At 64.0% G+C, this 17,746-nt stretch carries 15 protein-coding genes; 10 read left to right on the top strand and 5 right to left on the bottom strand.

What is annotated here, in order from left to right; translation table 11 throughout:
* Nucleotides 1-1,344, top strand: a 1,344-nt coding sequence (locus tag IC50_RS28565) for an FAD-linked oxidase C-terminal domain-containing protein (RefSeq protein ID WP_035712641.1), incomplete at its 5' end; no start/stop codon positions are given.
* Nucleotides 1,345-1,596: 252 nt separating this feature from the next.
* On the opposite strand, the gene IC50_RS28560 is transcribed toward IC50_RS28565, so the two are convergent.
* Complete coding sequence (locus IC50_RS28560) at nt 1,597-1,932, bottom strand: putative quinol monooxygenase (protein WP_035712638.1); 336 nt, start codon at nt 1,930-1,932, stop codon at nt 1,597-1,599.
* A gap of 224 nt (nt 1,933-2,156) precedes the next feature.
* Here IC50_RS28560 and IC50_RS28555 point away from each other — a divergent pair, with 224 nt between their 5' ends.
* The 4 genes from IC50_RS28555 (at nt 2,157) to IC50_RS28540 (ending at nt 6,619) form a co-directional block, all read left to right on the top strand.
* Nucleotides 2,157-3,395 (top strand): FAD-binding protein, encoded by a 1,239-nt coding sequence (locus IC50_RS28555; protein WP_035712629.1) that lies wholly within the window; start codon nt 2,157-2,159, stop codon nt 3,393-3,395.
* Entirely contained in the window at nt 3,392-4,714 is a 1,323-nt protein-coding gene (glcF, locus tag IC50_RS28550; RefSeq protein ID WP_035712627.1) for a glycolate oxidase subunit GlcF, read from the top strand. Before IC50_RS28555 ends, glcF begins: the two co-directional genes overlap by 4 nt.
* An 84-nt stretch (nt 4,715-4,798) precedes the next feature.
* Complete coding sequence (locus IC50_RS28545) at nt 4,799-5,185, top strand: hypothetical protein (protein ID WP_035712624.1); 387 nt, start codon at nt 4,799-4,801, stop codon at nt 5,183-5,185.
* Between the two features lie 402 nt (nt 5,186-5,587).
* Nucleotides 5,588-6,619 carry a TorF family putative porin gene (locus tag IC50_RS28540; RefSeq protein ID WP_035712635.1) on the top strand — a complete coding sequence of 344 codons (1,032 nt, stop codon included), beginning with the start codon at nt 5,588-5,590 and terminating at the stop codon, nt 6,617-6,619.
* A 191-nt stretch (nt 6,620-6,810) separates the two neighbouring features.
* Here IC50_RS28540 and IC50_RS28535 read toward each other — a convergent pair whose 3' ends face one another.
* The gene (locus IC50_RS28535; RefSeq protein ID WP_035712621.1) at nt 6,811-8,574 is read right to left on the bottom strand and encodes an ABC transporter ATP-binding protein/permease; all 1,764 of its coding nucleotides are present in this window, start codon (nt 8,572-8,574) and stop codon (nt 6,811-6,813) included.
* A 322-nt stretch (nt 8,575-8,896) separates the two neighbouring features.
* Here IC50_RS28535 and dctP point away from each other — a divergent pair, with 322 nt between their 5' ends.
* From dctP to IC50_RS28515, 4 genes are all read left to right on the top strand, one after another.
* On the top strand, nt 8,897-10,003 hold the full coding sequence (dctP, locus tag IC50_RS28530; protein WP_035712618.1) for a TRAP transporter substrate-binding protein DctP: 1,107 nt from the start codon (nt 8,897-8,899) through the stop codon (nt 10,001-10,003).
* Nucleotides 10,004-10,109: 106 nt separating this feature from the next.
* Nucleotides 10,110-11,240 (top strand): TRAP transporter small permease subunit, encoded by a 1,131-nt coding sequence (locus IC50_RS28525; RefSeq protein WP_035712632.1) that lies wholly within the window; start codon nt 10,110-10,112, stop codon nt 11,238-11,240.
* Nucleotides 11,241-11,243: 3 nt separating this feature from the next.
* Nucleotides 11,244-12,611 carry a TRAP transporter large permease gene (locus tag IC50_RS28520; protein WP_035712616.1) on the top strand — a complete coding sequence of 456 codons (1,368 nt, stop codon included), beginning with the start codon at nt 11,244-11,246 and terminating at the stop codon, nt 12,609-12,611.
* Nucleotides 12,612-12,754: 143 nt separating this feature from the next.
* A complete protein-coding gene (locus IC50_RS28515; protein ID WP_035712614.1) occupies nt 12,755-13,153 on the top strand; it encodes an META domain-containing protein in 399 nt (132 codons plus the stop codon).
* 150 nt (nt 13,154-13,303) lie between these two features.
* On the opposite strand, the gene IC50_RS28510 is transcribed toward IC50_RS28515, so the two are convergent.
* The 3 genes from IC50_RS28510 to IC50_RS28500 all read right to left on the bottom strand — a co-directional run bounded on the left by IC50_RS28510 (nt 13,304) and on the right by IC50_RS28500 (nt 16,845).
* Nucleotides 13,304-14,515 (bottom strand): hypothetical protein, encoded by a 1,212-nt coding sequence (locus tag IC50_RS28510; protein WP_035712611.1) that lies wholly within the window; start codon nt 14,513-14,515, stop codon nt 13,304-13,306.
* A 196-nt stretch (nt 14,516-14,711) separates the two neighbouring features.
* Entirely contained in the window at nt 14,712-16,343 is a 1,632-nt protein-coding gene (gene groL, locus IC50_RS28505) for a chaperonin GroEL (RefSeq protein ID WP_035712608.1), read from the bottom strand.
* 205 nt (nt 16,344-16,548) lie between these two features.
* A complete protein-coding gene (locus IC50_RS28500) occupies nt 16,549-16,845 on the bottom strand; it encodes a co-chaperone GroES (RefSeq protein ID WP_025033779.1) in 297 nt (98 codons plus the stop codon).
* A gap of 315 nt (nt 16,846-17,160) precedes the next feature.
* Between IC50_RS28500 and IC50_RS28495 the strand changes: the two genes are divergently transcribed.
* On the top strand, nt 17,161-17,682 hold the full coding sequence (locus IC50_RS28495) for a hypothetical protein (protein ID WP_035712605.1): 522 nt from the start codon (nt 17,161-17,163) through the stop codon (nt 17,680-17,682).
* Nucleotides 17,683-17,746: the final 64 nt, after the last annotated feature.

The raw sequence follows: 17,746 nt of genomic DNA, 5'->3' as shown, positions 1-17,746 counted from the left end.
CGGCAGCCGCCGATGGTCGTGGTGCTGCCCGATACGACCGAGCAGGTCTCGCTCGTCCTGAAATATTGTGCAGAGCAGAACATCAAGGTGGTGCCGCGCGGCTCCGGCACTTCGCTGTCCGGCGGCGCGCTGCCGCTGGAAGACAGTGTGCTGCTGGGCCTCGGCAAGTTCAAGCGCATCCGCGAGATCGATTTCGACAACCGCGTCGTGGTCACCGAGCCCGGCGTCACCAATCTGGCGATCAGCCAGGCGGTCGCCCATGCCGGCTTCTACTACGCGCCCGATCCGTCTTCGCAGATCGCCTGCTCGATCGGCGGCAATGTCGCGGAAAATTCCGGCGGCGTGCACTGCCTCAAATACGGCATGACCACCAACAACGTGCTCGGCTGCGAGATCGTGCTGATGAGCGGCGAGATCCTGCGCATCGGCGGCAAGTCGGCGGAGAGCGCCGGCTACGACCTAATGGGCGTCATCACCGGCTCCGAAGGCCTGCTCGGCGTCATCACCGAGATCACGGTGCGCATCCTGCAGAAGCCGGAGACGGCACGCGCGCTGATGGTCGGCTTCTCGGAGGTCGAGGCGGCCGGCGAATGCGTGGCGCGCATCATTGGTGCCGGCATCATTCCCGGCGGCATGGAGATGATGGACAGACCCGCGATCCACGCCGCGGAGGCCTTCGTCCACGCCGGCTATCCGCTCGATGTGGAAGCCCTGCTCATCATCGAGCTCGACGGTCCCAAGATCGAGGTCGACGAGCTGATCACGCGGGTCGAGAGCATCGCAAGAGGCTGCGGCTCGGTGACGCTGCAGATTTCCAATTCGGAGGCCGAGCGCAATCTGTTCTGGGCCGGCCGCAAGGCCGCCTTTCCGGCCGTCGGCCGCATCTCGCCCGACTATCTTTGCATGGACGGCACGATCCCCCGTGGCGCGCTGCCGAAGGCGCTGGCGCGGATTCGCGAGCTCTCGGAAAAGTACCAGCTTGGCTGTGCCAACGTGTTCCACGCCGGCGACGGCAATCTGCATCCGCTGATCCTCTACGATGCCAACAAGCCCGGCGAGATCGAGCGCGCCGAAGCCTTCGGCGCCGACATCCTGCGCGCGTGCGTCGAGTTCGGCGGCGTGCTGACCGGCGAGCACGGCGTCGGCATCGAGAAGCGCGATCTCATGCCCGACATGTTCAGCGAGATCGACCTCAACCAGCAGCAGCGGCTGAAATGCGCCTTCGACGCGCAAGGGTTGCTCAATCCCGGAAAAGTGTTCCCCACCCTGCACCGCTGCGCCGAGCTCGGCCGCATGCATGTGCATGCCGGCAAGCTGGCATTTCCGGACATCCCGCGGTTCTGAAGGTCGCGGTGAGGGTGCAACCTCGCCCCTTGGCCCCCTTGCGGGAGAGGGTGGCTCGCCGCAGAGCGGCGAGACGGGTGAGGGGGCTCTCTCCGCGCAAACCGCTTACGGTTGAGTTCGCTGGAGCAACCCCTCATCCGGCGCCATAGCCGACGCTTCGCTTCGGCGTTCTCTTAAGAACGGCGGCCGAAGGCCGCCTATGCCACCTTCTCCCGCAAGGGGGCCCCACAAGGGGAGAAGGTGGTCGACCGCTCATAGCAGCCCGTATTGCGCCCGCTCGCGTTTCGCCAGCAGCGGCAGAGCCTCGCCGGCGATCCAGGTCTTGAAATGGGCGCTCTCCTGGTGCGCCTTGAAAGCGGCCTCGTCGCGGAACAATTCATAGAACAGGAACTGCGCCGGGTTGTCCTTGCCGCGCGAGATCAGGAACAGCTTGACGCCGTCCTCGCGCTGCGCCTCCGGCAGGAAGCGGTCGAGAATCCCTGCGACCTTGTCAGCCTCGCCCGGCTTTGCCTCCCATTGCGCGACGACGAGCAGGCCGCCGCCGTCGACGGCGTCGCTGAGAGATTTCTGCGTGGCATAGTGGTTCATGATGTCTACCTCCATCGGTGGGTCTCGATCGCGATCGCCGCAAGCTTGTAGCGAGGGCCTGCCGGCTTTGGTTCGCCGGTGATCGAAGTGTCGATGTCGTGAACGCTTCGACCATGATCGAAACGTTGTTGTGGCGTGTGATGGACCCCGATCGCGCCCGGCAAGGCTCGCAGGCGTCACGCCCCATTTGATTTTGGCGGCGAATTTCGGTACCGCCTTTTCCCGTGGATACGCTCAGGGTCAGAGACGCCAAAGACGTCGAAGAGGTGGTGCGCGCGGCGATCGCGAACGAGCAGCCGCTTGAGATCATCGGTCATGGCAGCAAGCGCAGCATTGGTCATGCAATGGCGACCAATGCCGTGCTCGACCTCTCCGCGTTGAATGCCGTCACCTCTTACGAGCCGAACGAACTCATCATCACGCTCCAGGCCGGTGCGCCGCTCAATGACGTGCTGGCGCTGATCGATGCCAAGAACCAGCAATTTGCCTTCGAGCCTGTCAACACCGCCCCGCTGCTCGGCACGCCGGTATCAGGCACTATCGGCGGCATGATTGCGGCCGGGCTCGCCGGGCCGCGGCGGATCCGGGCGGGCGGGGCGCGCGATCATCTGTTGGGGGCGCATGCCGTCTCGGGTTTTGGCGACAGCTTCAAGACCGGCGGCAAGGTGGTGAAGAACGTCACCGGCTACGACCTCTGCAAGCTTCTCGCGGGTTCCTGGGGCACGCTGTCGGTGATCACCGAAGTCACGCTCAAGGTGATGCCGAAGCCCGAAGCCGAGCGGACGCTGCTGCTGCGCGGGATCGACGATGCCGCCGCCAACAAGGCGATGACCGCGGCGCTGGGGTCACCCTTCGATGTCTCGGGTGCCGCGCATCTGCCGAGATCGGAATACCGGGCCGGGACCGAGGGGCTTGGCGACCTCGTGGGCCAGGGCGAGGCGCTGACCCTGCTACGGCTCGAGGGTATCGCCGCCTCCGCCGCCCACCGCGCCGGATCGCTGCGCGAATTGCTGGCGCCGTTCGGCACCGCGACGCTGGTGGAGGATGCGGCATCTGCGGCGCTGTGGGCCACGATCCGCGATGTGCTGCCGTTCGCGGCCGGCGGTGCGCTGGGCGCCTGGCCGGTCTGGCGGATCGTCTGCCCGCCGGCCTCGGGCGCGGCGCTCGGCGCGCAATTGGCGCGCGAGACGGGGGGCGATCTGATCTACGACTGGGGCGGCGGGCTGATCTGGGCAGCAGTGCCACCGAAGCCGGACGCGCATGCCCCGGCCGTGCGCGAGCGCACCAATGCCGTTGGGGGGCACGCCACGCTGATCCGGGCGGCCGAGGATGTCAGGCGCACCATCGACGTGTTCCAGCCGCAGGCGCCGGGGATCGCCGCCCTGAGCGAGCGGGTGCGTGCCAGCTTCGATCCGAAGACCATTCTCAACCGGGGACGACTGACGCGGGGCGTTGCGTCATGAAGACCGAATTCTCGCTCGCGCAGCTCGCCGATCCCGACATCGCGGAAGCCGACAAGATCCTGCGCGCCTGCGTCCATTGCGGCTTCTGCACCGCAACCTGTCCGACCTATGTGCTGCTCGGCGACGAGCTCGATAGCCCGCGCGGCCGCATCTACCTGATCAAGGAGATGCTGGAGAAGGACCAGGCGCCGACGGCCGAGGTGGTCAAGCATATCGACCGCTGCCTGTCGTGCCTTGCCTGCATGACGACCTGCCCCTCGGGCGTGAACTACATGCACCTCGTCGACCAGGCCCGGGTCCGGATCGAGCAGCGCTATCAGCGGCCGCTGCCCGAGCGGCTGTTGCGCCAGGTGCTGGCCTTCGTTCTGCCCGACCCGCAGCGCTTTCGCGTCAGCATGTGGCTGGCGCGGCTGGCCCGTCCGCTGAGCGTCTTGCTGCCAACGCCCCGGCCTTCGGCGACGCCCGGATTGGTCCAGCGCATCAAGGCGATGCTGGCGCTGGCCCCGAACCAATTGCCGCCGGCTGGCCCTGCCGCGGGCAGCGTATTCGCGGCGCTCGGCAAGAAGCGCGGCCGGGTCGCGCTGCTGCAAGGCTGCGCCCAGCAAGTGCTGGCGCCGCGCATCAACCAGGCCGCCATCAGTCTCCTGACCCGCCACGGCATCGAGGTTGTCCTGGTCCGGGACGAGCAGTGCTGCGGCGCGCTGACCCATCATCTCGGCAACGACCAGGATGCGTTGGCGCGGGCGCGCGCCAACGTCGCGGCGTGGCGGAAGGAAGCGGCCGGCGAGGGGCTCGACGCCATCCTGGTGACGGCCTCCGGCTGCGGCACTGTCATCAAGGACTATGGTTATCTGCTGCGAGGCGATGCCGCGCTCGCCGCGGATGCGGCGAAGGTGTCCGCGCTCGCCAAGGACATCACCGAATACGTCGCCAGTCTCAGCCTCGCGACGACTGAGCGGCAGGACGACATCGTCGTCGCCTATCACTCCGCATGTTCGTTGCAGCACGGACAGAAAATCACGGCGCTTCCGAAAGAATTGCTTTCCAAGAATGGATTCGTGGTGAAAGATGTCCCCGAGAGCCATTTGTGTTGCGGTTCGGCGGGGACCTACAACATTCTCCAGCCCGAGCTTGCGGGCCGGTTGCGCGATCGCAAGGTCGCCAACATCGCGAGCGTCAAGCCGGACATGATTGCCGCGGGCAATATCGGCTGCATGGTGCAGATTGCCAGTGGCACGTCAGTTCCGGTCGTGCACACGATTGAGCTTCTCGATTGGGCTACGGGCGGGTCGCGGCCGGCACTGAACGCGCAAGTTTGAGCTTTCAGAGCCTGAACTTTCCTCCCGGGGTGACGACTGAAGACGCCCGATCGACCATTGTTCGGCGGCAACAGGAGGACCACGATGGCGAAAGCGAAGAAGAAGAAAAGCAAGAAGGCCAAAAAGGCCAAGAAGGTCGTAGCGGCCAAGAAGAAGACCGCAAAGAAGGCAGCCAAGAAATCCGCGAAGAGGTCTGCCAAGAAAGCTGCGAAGAAGGCTGCAAAAAAATCTGCCAAGAAGGCAGCCCCCAAGGCCGCCAGGAAGGCTGCGGCAAAGTCGGCCAAGAAGGCCGTGAAGAAGGCCGCCCCCAAGAAGGCCGCCAAGAAAGCGGCACCGAAGAAGGCGAAGGCAGCGCCTGCTCCGAAGCCGTCAGCACCGGTGGAAGCTCCGGCTCCCGAGCCTGCCGTCGAGACAAGCTGGGCGATGCCTTCGTCTTCTGCGGAATCGGCGCCGGCCGAGGGACAGGGATAGACCAGGCCTCTCGTTCCCCTTGGAAGGATCTGTAAACGGAAAAGGCCGCGGCGCCGGGTGCTGCGGCCTTTTTGCATCACCGCAAGCAGGTCCGGCGGCCGCCGGTTCCGGCGCCAAGTCTGATTCGTAGCCTGGGTGTCACGCTACCCGACCATCCCCGGACTTACACGGGTCTCCTGTGCACTTTGGAATGCAAATAATGTGATCGAGAAGCAACACAGGCTGACAACCTTTCGTGGAATCGTCAAAACGCCCAAAAAGTCGGCAGATGCCCGCGCTTTTTGCTTCACGGTCCACGTCCCTCAATCCAGATTGTCGCGGTAACGCAATTTTGCACATGGGTCGTTCGCCCCGGGGGGCTTCCGGGATCCGACTGGGTAAGAACTGGTGATGGGGATCGAAATGAAAAAAGTGGTCTTGTTGGCAACGGCGCTGGCAATGGTGACGGGTTCGGCTTTCGCGGCAGATTTGCGCGTGAAGGCGCTGAAGGCCCCGCCGCCGCCGGCCTTCGATCCGTGGGATGTCGCGTTCGGCGCCGGCATCACGAACGACTACATCTTCCGCGGTATCACCCAGTCCAACCACAACCCTTCGGTCACGGCCTATTTCGAGCCGCGCTACAACGTCAACAAGGACCTCCAGCTCTATATCGGTACGTCCGCCTCGAGCATCTCGTTCCCGAACCGCGCTGCGGCCGAAGTCGATATCTACGGCGGTATCCGCCCGACCTTCGGCATGTTCGCCTTCGATTTCGGTGTCTGGGGCTATCTCTATCCGGGCGGAAGCTGCTTCGGTTCGCAGGGCACCCTCGCGCAGGGCAATTGCGGTACCAGCCTGGATAACTCCCAGGGGGCGATCGGCCTTCCGATCAACGGCAACTTTGCCAAGAAGGACGCGAGCTTCTTCGAAGCCTATGCCAAGCTGAACGTCGCCATCAACGACCAGTGGACGGTCGGCTTCAACGAATACTACTCGCCGAACTTCCTGAATATCGGTGCCTGGGGCAACTACGCCTCGATCACCGCCAAGTGGACCGCGCCGAGCACGACGTTCGGTGCCAGCGGCGTCGGCATGTATGTGTCGGGTGAGTTCGGCCGTCAGTGGTTCGGTACCTCCGACATCTTCTACGGCATCGCGGGCGATCCGGTGTACGCGAACGGCATCAAGGAGCCGAGCTACAATACCTGGAACGTCGGCGTCGGCTTCACCTACAAGGTGTTCACGCTCGATCTGCGCTACTACGACACCGACCTGTCGAAGGGCGATTGCAACGCTTTCACCAGCGACTTCTCGGCCACCAACTCCAGCCCGGGCTTCGTCACTCCGATCAACGGCGGTGCGAATGCTGCCACGGCGTTCGGCTCGAACTGGTGCAGCGCGGCTGGCGTCGCCAAGCTCTCGGTCGACCTGACCGCGATGAGCAACCTGAAGTAAGGTTCTTCCGGAAACGACTTGCGAGGGCGGCAGGACAACCTGCCGCCCTTTTGCTTTGGGGCTGGGTGCTCAGCGCAACGCGCGGCTGCGGGGGGCGTCAGATTCAAGGTGCGAGTGGGAGAGCCGCGCCGGTACTTCACGCTCCGTCATTGCTGACGAGGCCGAATGAGACGCGCCGTTCCCGGCTCGTCTCAGCGCGCCGCGGTCGGCTCCTTCTCGGCCGGCGCGCCGGCGTTGCCGAGGACATGGATGGTACCGTCCTTTACCAGCGTGACCTTGCGCGTGTGGAAGGCATCGAGCGTCGAGCGGTGGCCGATCGAGACGATCGTGGCGTGCGGCAGCCTCTCCGCCAGGAGCCGGTAAAGCCGGGCCTCCGACGGCTCGTCCAGCGAGGCAGTCGCCTCGTCCAGGAACAGATAATCCGGTACGTGCAGCAGCGCGCGCGCAAGCCCCAGGCGCTGCTGCTCGCCGAGCGACAGCATCCGGTTCCAGTGGCCGTGCTCCTCCAGCCGCCCGGCGAGGTCGGGCAGGCCAACGGCGCTCACCGCATCGCGAATTTTCGTGGTCTCGAATGCCCCCGGCGCTGCCGGATAGACAACGGCATCGCGCAACATGCCGACCGGAAAATAGGGCCGCTGCGGCAGCATCATCAGCTTTGCCTTCTCGGGGATGACAACCGCGCCGGTACCGAACGGCCAAATGCCGGCGATGGCCCGGAACAGCGTGGACTTGCCGGAGCCCGACGGTCCGGTCACCAATACGCGTTCCGACGTCTCAATGGTGAAGGCCTTGGCGGCAACCAGCGGCGTGCCGTTGGGCAGGTTCACGCAGAGCTGCTCGAGGTCGATATGGCGGCCCCCGCCGGCGACCTCCAGCGCGATGGCAGGCTCATGTGCCGGCAGGTTTGCGGCTGAATCGACGGACATCTCGAAGCCATCGAGGCGCGCAACGATCGAGCGCCACTCCGCCAGTGACCGGTAAGCCGTGACGAAGAACGACAGTGCGCCCTGTACGCTGGAGAAAGCCGATGCGGTCTGCATCATGTCGCCGAGCTGGATCTTCTTGGCGAAGAAGGCCGGCGCCACCAGCACGTAGGGAAAGATCACCGCAGCCTGCTGGTAGCTGGCCGTGAACGCCGTGAGGCGTTTGGTCCGGCTCATGATGGCGTACCAGTTGGCGATCACGAAGCCGAAGCGATCGAGCAGGCGGGTCCGTTCGGCGCCTTCACCCCTCAGCAGCGCGATCTGCTCGGAATTCTCGCGGACACGGACGAGGTTGAAGCGGAAGTCGGCCTCATAGCGCTGCTGCTCGAAATTGAGGTTGACCAGCGGGCTGCCGATCCAGTGCGTCAGCGCGGTGCCGAAGATCGCGTAGATCAGCGCGCCCCAGCATAGATAGCCCGGGATCATGAGGTCGGTGCCGAACAGGTGCAGCGGCGCGGCGTTGGAAAGGCCCCAGAGGATGATCACGAAAGAGAACAGCGTCACGATTGAGGAGAGCAGGCCCAGCCCGATCGTCAGGGTCTGCTCGACGAAGTTCTTGACGTCCTCGGTGATGCGCTGGTCCGGGTTGTCGGCCGCATCGCCCTTGAGCTGCATGCGGTAGTGGGTGGCACCGTGGAGCCATTCGCCGAGATAGTGCCGGGTCAGCCATTGCCGCCAGCGGATCTGCAGCCATTGGTTCAGGTAGAGCTTGTAGACAGCCAGCGCGATATAGGTTGAGGCGAGGCCGACGAAGATCCAGATCTCCCTGACGAAGGTATCCCAGTCGCTGTTCTGGAGCGCGCTGTAGAACCGGTTCTGCCACTGGTTCACCAGCACGTCGATCGCGACCAGCGCCAGCTCCATCGCGACCACGGCGGCCAACAGGCCGCGGCCGGCCCATTTGTCCTCGGATCGGAAATAGGGAGCGGCGATTCGCCAGACGATCGCGAGCGTGGCGCTGATGTTCTTCACAGAGCAGGGTCTCCTCGGGGGATGCAAGGCATTGGGGGCATCGCAGGGAGCGATGGCGAAATCTCGTGGCCGCTTAGACTAAGGTCGTAAACTCTTCGATCCGCGTTGGCTTGTCCCGGCCCACAGCTCGACCCTAGCATGGCCGAAACGGCGCGGGATAAGGCGCCTCGGGACTTCGCGAGGATGTGAGCCGGGCCGGCTGGTTCGAAATTGCTCCAGCTGGATGCAAAAAGTCGCGGAATAACCGCTTAGTCCGGAGGTTAAGCCGCAAAGATAACCGCTCATAAGGGCGGAATACGGCGACCACAAGGGAGGAATGCCAATGACAAACGTAACGACCAAGCCGAAGACTACTCGTCGCAAGTTTCTCGTCGCTGCGGGTACGGCCGCCGTCGCCGCACCCTATATCGGCGATGCCCAGGCTGCCGAGACGACCACATGGAAGGTGCAGACGTCGTGGCCGGCCGGCGTGGGGCTCGCCACGTTCAAGCAATGGTGCGGTACGATCAAGGAGAAGACCGGCGGCGAGCTCGAGTTCAAGCCGTTTGCCGCGAAGGAGGTCGTCGGTGATTTCGAACTCCTGGACGGCGTGAAGAACGGCGTGCTGGAGGCAATGAACTCGTTCACGCTCTATTGGGCCGGCAAGGTGCCGGCAACCGCCTTCCTGTCGTCCTATCTGATGGGGCTGCGCTATCCTCATGAGTGGGACGTATTCTTCTACGGCAATGGTGGCCTGAAGCTCGCGCGTGAGGTATTTGCCAAGCAGGGGCTGATGTATGTCGGCCGCATCCATCATGGCCCGAACATCATTCACTCCAAGAAGCCGATCCGCTCGATCGAGGACTTCAAGGACCTGAAGCTGCGCGTGCCGGGCGGCATGATCGCGGAGGGGTTCGCGGCGATTGGCGCAAAGACGACCCTGCTGCCGGGCGGTGAAGTGTTCTCGGCCCTCGAGAAGGGAACCATCGAGGCGGCCGACTACACCGGTCCGGCGGTCAACTGGGATCTCGGATTCCAGCAGGTCGCGAAGTACATCTGGATGGGACCTCCAGGCCTGGAGTCGATCTACCAGCCGGTCGACCTGATGGACTTCTGCGTGGGCATGAATCACTGGAACAAGCTCTCCCCCAAGATGCAGCAGTGGGTGGAGAACGAGGTCCAGGCCTATTCGGCGCTCCATCATGGCGCGGTTCAGAAGGCCGACATGGAGGCTTGGGGCAAGTTCGAGAAGGCCGGCGTTCAGATCAATCGCCTGCCTCCCGAAGACCTCGAGAAATTCCAGAAAGTGGCGGTTCCGATCTGGTTCAAATGGGCCAACAAGGACAAGGACGCGGCCCGCATCTTCAAGGCGCAGCTCGAGGTGATGGAATCTCCCAGCTTCGGCTACGTCACGCCCGACATGTACAGCGGCCAGAAGCTCGACCTCTGAGGCCATCCCGAACCGATCGAGAGCGGAAGGAGGCATACCAGGTGCCTCCTTCCGCAAGTTCGAGCATTTGCAAGGGCCGCTCCAGCCCGCTTTCACCGAGGCCTCGATGCCAAGTCTGAATTTCGTGCTGCCCCATTGGTTCTATTGGGGCGCCCTGATCGTGTTCCCTTTGGTCGCCATGTACTTCGTCAAGCGTCAGAAGCAGCGCGGCACTCCGCAAGGTCCGTCGCTGTTCATCGCCTATATGTTCTGGCTCTGTGCGGGCTTCATGGGCCTCCACCGCCTGTACCTCCGCAACCTCTGGGGCCTCGTCTTCATTCCGGTATTCCTTCTGATCCTCTACGCCAACGGTGAGATGCGCGACGGCCGCGAGGACGTTTCGCGGACGCGTGCCGCCGTCGAGAGCTCGCACACCGCGATCCGGCATGCGCAGATTCCGCCGAACACTCAGGCGACGCCGGAGATGGCCGAGCGGCTGAAGAAGGCCCAGGGCGCCGGCAAGGTCGCCGAACAGCAATTCGCGGATGCCCGGGCCGGTCTCGAACGATGGCAGCGCAATTCGCGCTGGCTCGCTATCCTGATGGCCGCGATGCTGCTGGCGGACGCGTTGCTGCTGCCGGGTGCCGTGAGGCGCGCAGCGGAGCGCGAGGCCGCGGAGCGCAGGCTTCATCCGCCGCCTCCGGAACAAGTGGCGCATGTCGATCAACTGGGGACAGGTGAAGATCCCACGCTCGGCGTCCACACCTGGCTTACCGACAAGATCGAGCTCTTGAACATCCGCGCCGGCGAATTTGCGGCGTATTGGGCCGTACTTTCGGTGTTCGTCTACTATTACGAGGTGATCGCGCGCTTCGCCTTCAACTCGCCCACCAATTGGGTACACGAAAGCATGTTCCTGATGTACGGCATGCAATACATGCTGGCCGGCGCCTATGCCTATCGCGAAGATCAGCACGTGCGCGTCGACGTGATCTACACAAGGTTCTCGCCGCGCGGCAAAGCGCTGGCCGACATCGTGACGTCCGTCTTCTTCTTCATCTTCGTCGGCGTGTTGTTCTGGACCAGTTGGCGTTTCGCCGCCGATGCCATCGGCAACGACGAGCATTCGTTCACCGAATGGGGGGTCCAGTACTGGACCGTAAAGCTGACGATGCCGATCGGCGCTGGACTGCTCTTCTTGCAGGGAATTTCGAAACTCATAAAGGACATTACGTTCCTTGCGCGCGGGAGAGCTTGAGCCATGGGGTGGAATATCGACATTGCCTGGCTTACGCTGCTGATGTTCGGCTCGCTCGGCGTCCTGCTCGCGCTCGGCCTGCCGATGGCCTTCTGCACCGGAAGCCTTGCGGTCATCTTCCTGTTCCTGTTCGGCAACGCCGCCGTCCTGAACATGACGCCGGCGCGCATTTTCCCATTCATGACCGACTACCAGCTGTCCGCGGTGCCCCTGTTCATCTTCATGGCGGCCATGCTCGAAAAGGCCGGCATCATCGAAGAGCTGTTCGATGCCGTCTACAAATGGCTGGGTTCGATCAAGGGAGGTCTTGCCTCCGCGACGGTGCTCGCGTGCACCGCGCTTGCCGCCATGGTAGGCGTCGTCGGCGCCACCGAGGTGACGATGGGCATGATCGCCCTGCCGGCCATGATGAGGCGCGGCTACGATCAGAAGATCGCCTGCGGCGCTTTGCTGGCGGGCGGCACGCTCGGCATCCTGATCCCGCCATCGGTGATGGCCATCGTGTATGCGGTGGTGGCGCAGCAATCTCTCGGTGAATTGCTGGTCGGCTCGATTCTGCCGGGGTTTCTGCTCTCCGGCATGTACATCGGCTACATCACTATCCGCTGCTACATCAATCCCAAGCTTGGTCCGGCCCTTCCGCCGGAAGAGCGGGTCGACATGAAGGAGAAGCTGCGGCTATTGAAGAACACGATCGCGCCGCTGCTTTTGATCGTTCTCGTGCTCGGCATCATCTTCTTCGGCATCGCCACGCCGGTCGAGGCCGCCGGCATCGGTACCTTCGGCGCGTTGTTCGTATCAGCCCTGCATCGGCGGTTGACCTGGCCAGCGGTCGAGGAGGCGGCCATTGCCACGTTGAAGGCGACCGCGATGGTGATGTGGATCTTCTTCGGCGCCACCATGTTCGTCGGCTTCTTCATCCTCAAGGGCGGTCAGGAGTTCGTCGCCAATTCGATCCTGGGCACCGGGCTGCCGCCCTACGGCATCCTGTTCCTGATGATGCTGATCCTGTTCGTGCTCGGCATGTTCCTCGACTGGGTCGGCATCCTGTTGCTGACGGTGCCGATCTTCCTGCCGATCATGAAGAGCCTGAACTGGAGCGGCGTGTTCGGGATCCCCGGCGTGGAGGCCGCCGACGTGCCGCTGTGGTACGGGGTGATCTTCATGATCAACATGCAGATGGCGTTCCTCAGTCCACCATTCGGCTATTCGCTGTTCTATCTGAAGAGCGTGGCTCCGCCGGAAATCAGCATGGCCACGATCTTCAAGGCTTCGATCAATTTCATGGTCCTGCAGGCGGTCGGCGTCGGTCTCTGCATCATGTTCCCGCAGATCATCCTTTGGTTGCCGAGCCTCGTTTACACCCGTTGAACGCAGCGTAGCACCGGCGTCACCCGCCCCCCCCCGCAGGGCTCTGCCCCGCGGGATTTTGGCATCTTGCCATCGGCGAACCTTCTCAGCGCCTTCACCGTCTTATAGAAGGCTCGGCGAATCAGAACGAGCAAGGATTCCAGATGATTTCGGTGAAGCAGGTCGCGTGTGGGGTGGCCGCGCTGTGGCTCCTGGCGGGGGGCGCCCGCGCGCAAGAGGATTTCCCGTTCGGCACCGAGATGACGCTCGAAGCATTGCCGCAAGCAGGCTCGAAACGAATTCCGAACATCGAGATCGGCGATCATGGCGAAGTCGTGCTGGAGCTCTGGTGCAAGGGCGGCAAGGGCCAGTTCTCGGTCGCCGGCAACACCGTGATCTTCGTACCCGGCCAGATCCAGGACCGCTCCTGTCCGCCGGCGAAGGCGCAGGCCGACGACGAACTCGTGGCCGCCCTCGGCAGCGTCGAGACCTGGAAGCGCCAGGGCGACGTGCTGACGCTGATCGGCCCCAAGCCGCTGCGCTTTCGCACGACGGGGAATTGAGGACCGCTCTCGTGTCCCGGACAAGGCGCATCGCCTAAGCGATGCGACGCAGAGCCGGGACCCGGTTTTCTCTCCGCGATTCCGCTTGCCGCCTCCGGGCCCCGGCTCGCAGCGCTTCGCGCTACGTCCGGGGCACGGTCGTTCGGCGTGCTACTTCCACACCGACTTGTCGGCGTCCCAGCGCTGGCCCTTCAGCTCCTTGGCAAGCGCCTCGATCGATCCGTTGTCGTCAGGCAGATCGCCTTCTTCGTCCGGGCTTGCGTCGTCGGACAGATTGAGCTTGGCACCGCTGCTCTCGTCTGCGGTCGTGGTCGCGGGGCTGCCGATCCAGAGCATGAGCTTGTCGGTGGTGCCCGGTCTGTCGGGCGATACGAGCCCTGCGACCTCGATCGTGTCGGTGAGCTCGAGTGCCGGAAAGTCCTGATTGGGCCGCTTGAAGACGAGCTTGAGCCTGCCGGTCGCGGGGTTGAAGCTCTGCGAGGCCGGCTTTGCCGCAAGTGTCCTGCTCAGCACGCTCGCCACCGCGGTTGCGAGCTTGCCCTTGTTGATCCTGTCGCCCTCGCGCCAGTCTGCCGCGGGGAAGCGGATGGTGCGGTCCATTTCGACCATCCCTGCGGTCCAGCCTGCGGCCGTGACGCCGGGCATCGCCTTGAATTTCGACAGCAGTGCACCGGCGCGCTCGGGATCGACCGACATGTTGATGGTCTGCTCGCCGGCGCGCAGCGCATCGCAGCCGACGCTGAGGCTCGCCAGCGTCACCTCGACCTCCTGGCCCTTCAGGCTCTTCAGGAAGTCGGTCGCCGCGTCGAGCTTGACCTTGACTGCAATCGCCTCCGGCGAGACGTCGGTGAAATCCTTCGGCTGCGGCGTGATGCCGTCGTCGGAGGTCTGATTGTCCAGAAATTCCCTTTCGCTGAGATCGGAATTGTCCGGCGAGGTGACCTCTGTCACCGCCTGGCCGATCGCGATCTGGCCGCGGAATTCGAACGTGTCGCCGACCTGTTTGCGCAGCAGCTTGACGCTGACCGGCGACTTCTCGCCAAGGCTCTGCGTCGTTCCAGTCAGCGACTGGCCGGCGACCTGGAGATTGACGACGAAGCGGTCCTTGCGGTCGGAATTTTTCGCGATCAGGTAACAGACGTCGAGCACCGCCGCCGTCACCGTCCTGCCCTGGCGCGTCTCCTTCAGGATCACGTCGGCATTGCCGTCCATCAGCCCGTCGATCGAGGTGAAATAGCGCGTCTCTGTGCCGCCCGGCACTGTCGCCTTCGGCGACAGCTTCGTCTGGGCGGAGGCGAACTCGGGCGAGACGGCGAGCAGAGCCGCCAGAAGGGCAGTCGAACAAACCAGAAGCGCGCGCATCGACGAAGACCTCGAGCAACGGGCATGATCCGGAAAGTGTGAAGCGGTTTTCCGAGAGGATCATGCCCAAACAGTTAGAATCGGCGCCAACCGTAGTGGTTTTTGGCTGCCGGTTGAATTGGAAAGCGGAGAGGCAGGTCGGCAAAAAAGAAGGCCGCCCGGAGGCGGCCTTCGCAATACAGCAATGGAACGGAGCTTAGAAGCCGCCCATGCCGCCGCCGGCCGGCATGGCCGGCGGGGCTTCCTTCTTCGGCAGCTCGGCGACCATGGCTTCGGTGGTCACCAGCAGGCCCGCCACGGAGGAGGCGTCCTGGAGCGCGGTGCGCACCACCTTGGCGGGATCGATGATGCCCTTCTCGACCATGTCGACATAGTCCTCGTTCTGGGCGTCGAAGCCGAAGGTCTCGGACTTGTTCTCCAGGATCTTGCCGACGACGATCGAGCCTTCCACGCCCGCGTTCTCGGAGATCTGGCGGATCGGGGCTTCCAGTGCCTTCAGCACGATGTTGATGCCGGCCTGGACGTCGTCATTGGCGTTGGTGAGACGGCCCACCGCCTTCTTGGCGCGGAGCAGCGCGACGCCGCCCCCGGGGACGATGCCTTCCTGCACCGCGGCGCGGGTGGCGTTGAGCGCGTCCTCGACGCGGTCCTTCTTCTCCTTGACCTCGATCTCGGTGGCGCCGCCGACGCGGATCACCGCAACGCCGCCGGCGAGCTTGGCGAGGCGCTCCTGGAGCTTCTCGCGGTCGTAGTCCGAGGTGGTCTCCTCGATCTGGGCCTTGATCTGGCCGACGCGCGCCTCGATGTCGGGCTTCTTGCCGGCGCCCTTGACGATCGTCGTGTTCTCCTTGTCGATCACCACCTTGCCCGCGCGTCCCAGCATCTTCACCGTGACGTTCTCGAGCTTGATGCCGAGTTCCTCGGAGATGAGCTGGCCGCCGGTGAGGATCGCAATGTCCTCCAGCATGGCCTTGCGGCGGTCACCGAAGCCCGGCGCCTTGACGGCGGCGACCTTGAGGCCGCCACGCAGGCGGTTGACGACCAGGGTGGCCAGCGCCTCGCCCTCGACGTCCTCGGCGATGATGACGAGCGGCTTGCCCGACTGCACCACGGCTTCCAGCACCGGCAGCATGGCCTGCAGGCCCGAGAGCTTCTTCTCGTGCAGGAGGATGTAGGCGTCCTCGAGCTCGGCGGTCATCTTTTCGGCGTTGGTGACGAAGTAGGGGCTGAGATAGCCGCGGTCGAACTTCATGCCCTCGACGATATCCACCTCGGTGTCGAGCGACTTGTTCTCCTCGACGGTGATGACGCCCTCGTTGCCGACCTTCTGCATCGCCTGTGCGATCATCTTGCCGATCGCGGCATCGCCATTGGCCGAGATGGTGCCGACCTGGGCGACCTCGGAGGAGGCGGCGACCGGCTTGGCGCGCTTCTCGATGTCCTTGATGACGGCGGCGACCGCGGTGTCGATGCCGCGCTTTAGGTCCATCGGGTTCATGCCGGCGGCAACCGCCTTGGCGCCTTCGCGCACGATGGCCTGGGCCAGCACGGTCGCGGTGGTGGTGCCGTCGCCAGCGAGGTCGTTGGTCTTGGAGGCGACCTCACGCACCATCTGGGCGCCCATGTTCTCGAACTTGTCCTCGAGCTCGATCTCCTTGGCGACGGTGACGCCGTCCTTGGTGATGCGGGGCGCGCCGAACGACTTCTCGATGACGACGTTGCGGCCCTTCGGGCCGAGCGTCACCTTGACGGCGTTGGCGAGAACGTCGACGCCGCGCAGCATGCGATCGCGAGCGTCTCCGGAAAACTTGACGTCTTTGGCAGCCATTTCTGCAATCCCTCGTGTTTGGTGATGTGTGTCTTGTTCGTGCTGTGTCTGCCGCTTCTCTTCGTCATTGCCGGGCCTGACCCGCCAGCGCGGCCGTAGCCGCTTCGGCGGGGGCGTAGGCCCGGCAAGCCATCATCTTGCGAAAAGTGATGGTCAAGCCCAGGCATGACGATGGAGCATTCAGCGGCTGTTCAGGCAGATGGCCTTAGGCCAGCACGCCCATGATGTCCGACTCCTTCATGATCAGGAGCTCTTCATTGTCGATCTTGACCTCGGTGCCCGACCACTTGCCGAACAGCACGCGGTCGCCGACCTTGAGGTCGATCGGGATCAGCTTGCCGGTCTCGTCGCGGCCGCCGGGGCCGACGGCGACCACCTCGCCCTGCGACGGCTTTTCCTTGGCGGTGTCGGGAATGATGATGCCGCCCTTGGTCTTTTCCTCGGCGTCGATACGTTTGACCACGACACGGTCATGCAGCGGACGAAATTTGGATTTAGCCATGACGTTTCCCTTTGGAGGCTCGCTTTGGAAGTAGTGGAAGTCGGTGGGGCGGCGTTTCTGTCCATCCTCTCTCTGAGGATGGAAAGGCGCGCTTAGCAATCGGGCTTTCCGAGTGCTAATAGTGGGTCCGGGAATATGGCTTGGCCGCGATCCTGTCAAGCAAAGGTGGTTAAGCGATTGTTGAGGCGGATATAGGATGGTGGCATTGGAAACTTGTTCGGGGCGCCGGCGTATCAAAAGACGTCATTGCTCCGGCAGTGGTTTTGCGCTTGGCTGCGGGAGGGGTGCGGCCATGGTCTTGTTCGGGGGAATGCCATGATCAGTTCAGCTCACGCGCGCACGGTGGCCAATCTGGCGGCCGCCTCTTGTCTGGCGCTGTTGCTGGGCGCCTGCGGCGGCGGCATGAGCCTGCCGTCCTTCTCGTCGTCCTCGCCTCCGCCCGAGGCCGAACCGGGCACGGCTCCGGAAATGCCCGCCACCATCCGCCCCGACGAGATCGTCGGCCGCTGGGGTCTAGCCTCGTTCCAGAACCCGGCCGATCGCGCCCGCACCGAGGCTGCCGCCCGGGCGCAGTGCAAGAACCCTTATGTGATCACCGCAGGCTCCTCCGGCGGCGTGATCATGCATCTGGCCGACCAGGCGACGCCGCAGGAACTGAGGCTGAAGGGCTCGCCGAGCGGCAAGAACTACATCGGACCGGCGGGACCGACCCCTGGCGAGCAGGATCGCGAGATCGTCTCGTTCGACGGACGTGTGCTGATCACCCGCTTCATCGACAAGGACGCCGCCAACCGCTACGGCAACATGGTCTACGTCCGCTGCGCGCCGCGGGCGTGATAGGGGTTCCGGCCTAACCACTCGTCATTGCGAGCGTAGCGAAGATTCCATGGGGTAGTGGATA

This window comes from Bradyrhizobium genomosp. I (2014), assembly GCF_000261685.1.
GTDB lineage: Bacteria > Pseudomonadota > Alphaproteobacteria > Rhizobiales > Xanthobacteraceae > Bradyrhizobium.
This window is presented reverse-complemented; position numbering and strand designations above follow the sequence as displayed.

Coding starts and splice junctions, on each gene's coding strand:
- IC50_RS28560 (WP_035712638.1), bottom strand. CDS start 1,932: ATGAACCACTATGCCACGCAGAAATCTCTCAGCGACGCCGTCGACGGC.
- glcF (WP_035712627.1), top strand. CDS start 3,392: ATGAAGACCGAATTCTCGCTCGCGCAGCTCGCCGATCCCGACATCGCG.
- IC50_RS28545 (WP_035712624.1), top strand. CDS start 4,799: ATGGCGAAAGCGAAGAAGAAGAAAAGCAAGAAGGCCAAAAAGGCCAAG.
- IC50_RS28540 (WP_035712635.1), top strand. CDS start 5,588: ATGAAAAAAGTGGTCTTGTTGGCAACGGCGCTGGCAATGGTGACGGGT.
- dctP (WP_035712618.1), top strand. CDS start 8,897: ATGACAAACGTAACGACCAAGCCGAAGACTACTCGTCGCAAGTTTCTC.
- IC50_RS28525 (WP_035712632.1), top strand. CDS start 10,110: ATGCCAAGTCTGAATTTCGTGCTGCCCCATTGGTTCTATTGGGGCGCC.
- IC50_RS28520 (WP_035712616.1), top strand. CDS start 11,244: ATGGGGTGGAATATCGACATTGCCTGGCTTACGCTGCTGATGTTCGGC.
- IC50_RS28515 (WP_035712614.1), top strand. CDS start 12,755: ATGATTTCGGTGAAGCAGGTCGCGTGTGGGGTGGCCGCGCTGTGGCTC.
- IC50_RS28510 (WP_035712611.1), bottom strand. CDS start 14,515: ATGCGCGCGCTTCTGGTTTGTTCGACTGCCCTTCTGGCGGCTCTGCTC.
- groL (WP_035712608.1), bottom strand. CDS start 16,343: ATGGCTGCCAAAGACGTCAAGTTTTCCGGAGACGCTCGCGATCGCATG.
- IC50_RS28500 (WP_025033779.1), bottom strand. CDS start 16,845: ATGGCTAAATCCAAATTTCGTCCGCTGCATGACCGTGTCGTGGTCAAA.
- IC50_RS28495 (WP_035712605.1), top strand. CDS start 17,161: ATGATCAGTTCAGCTCACGCGCGCACGGTGGCCAATCTGGCGGCCGCC.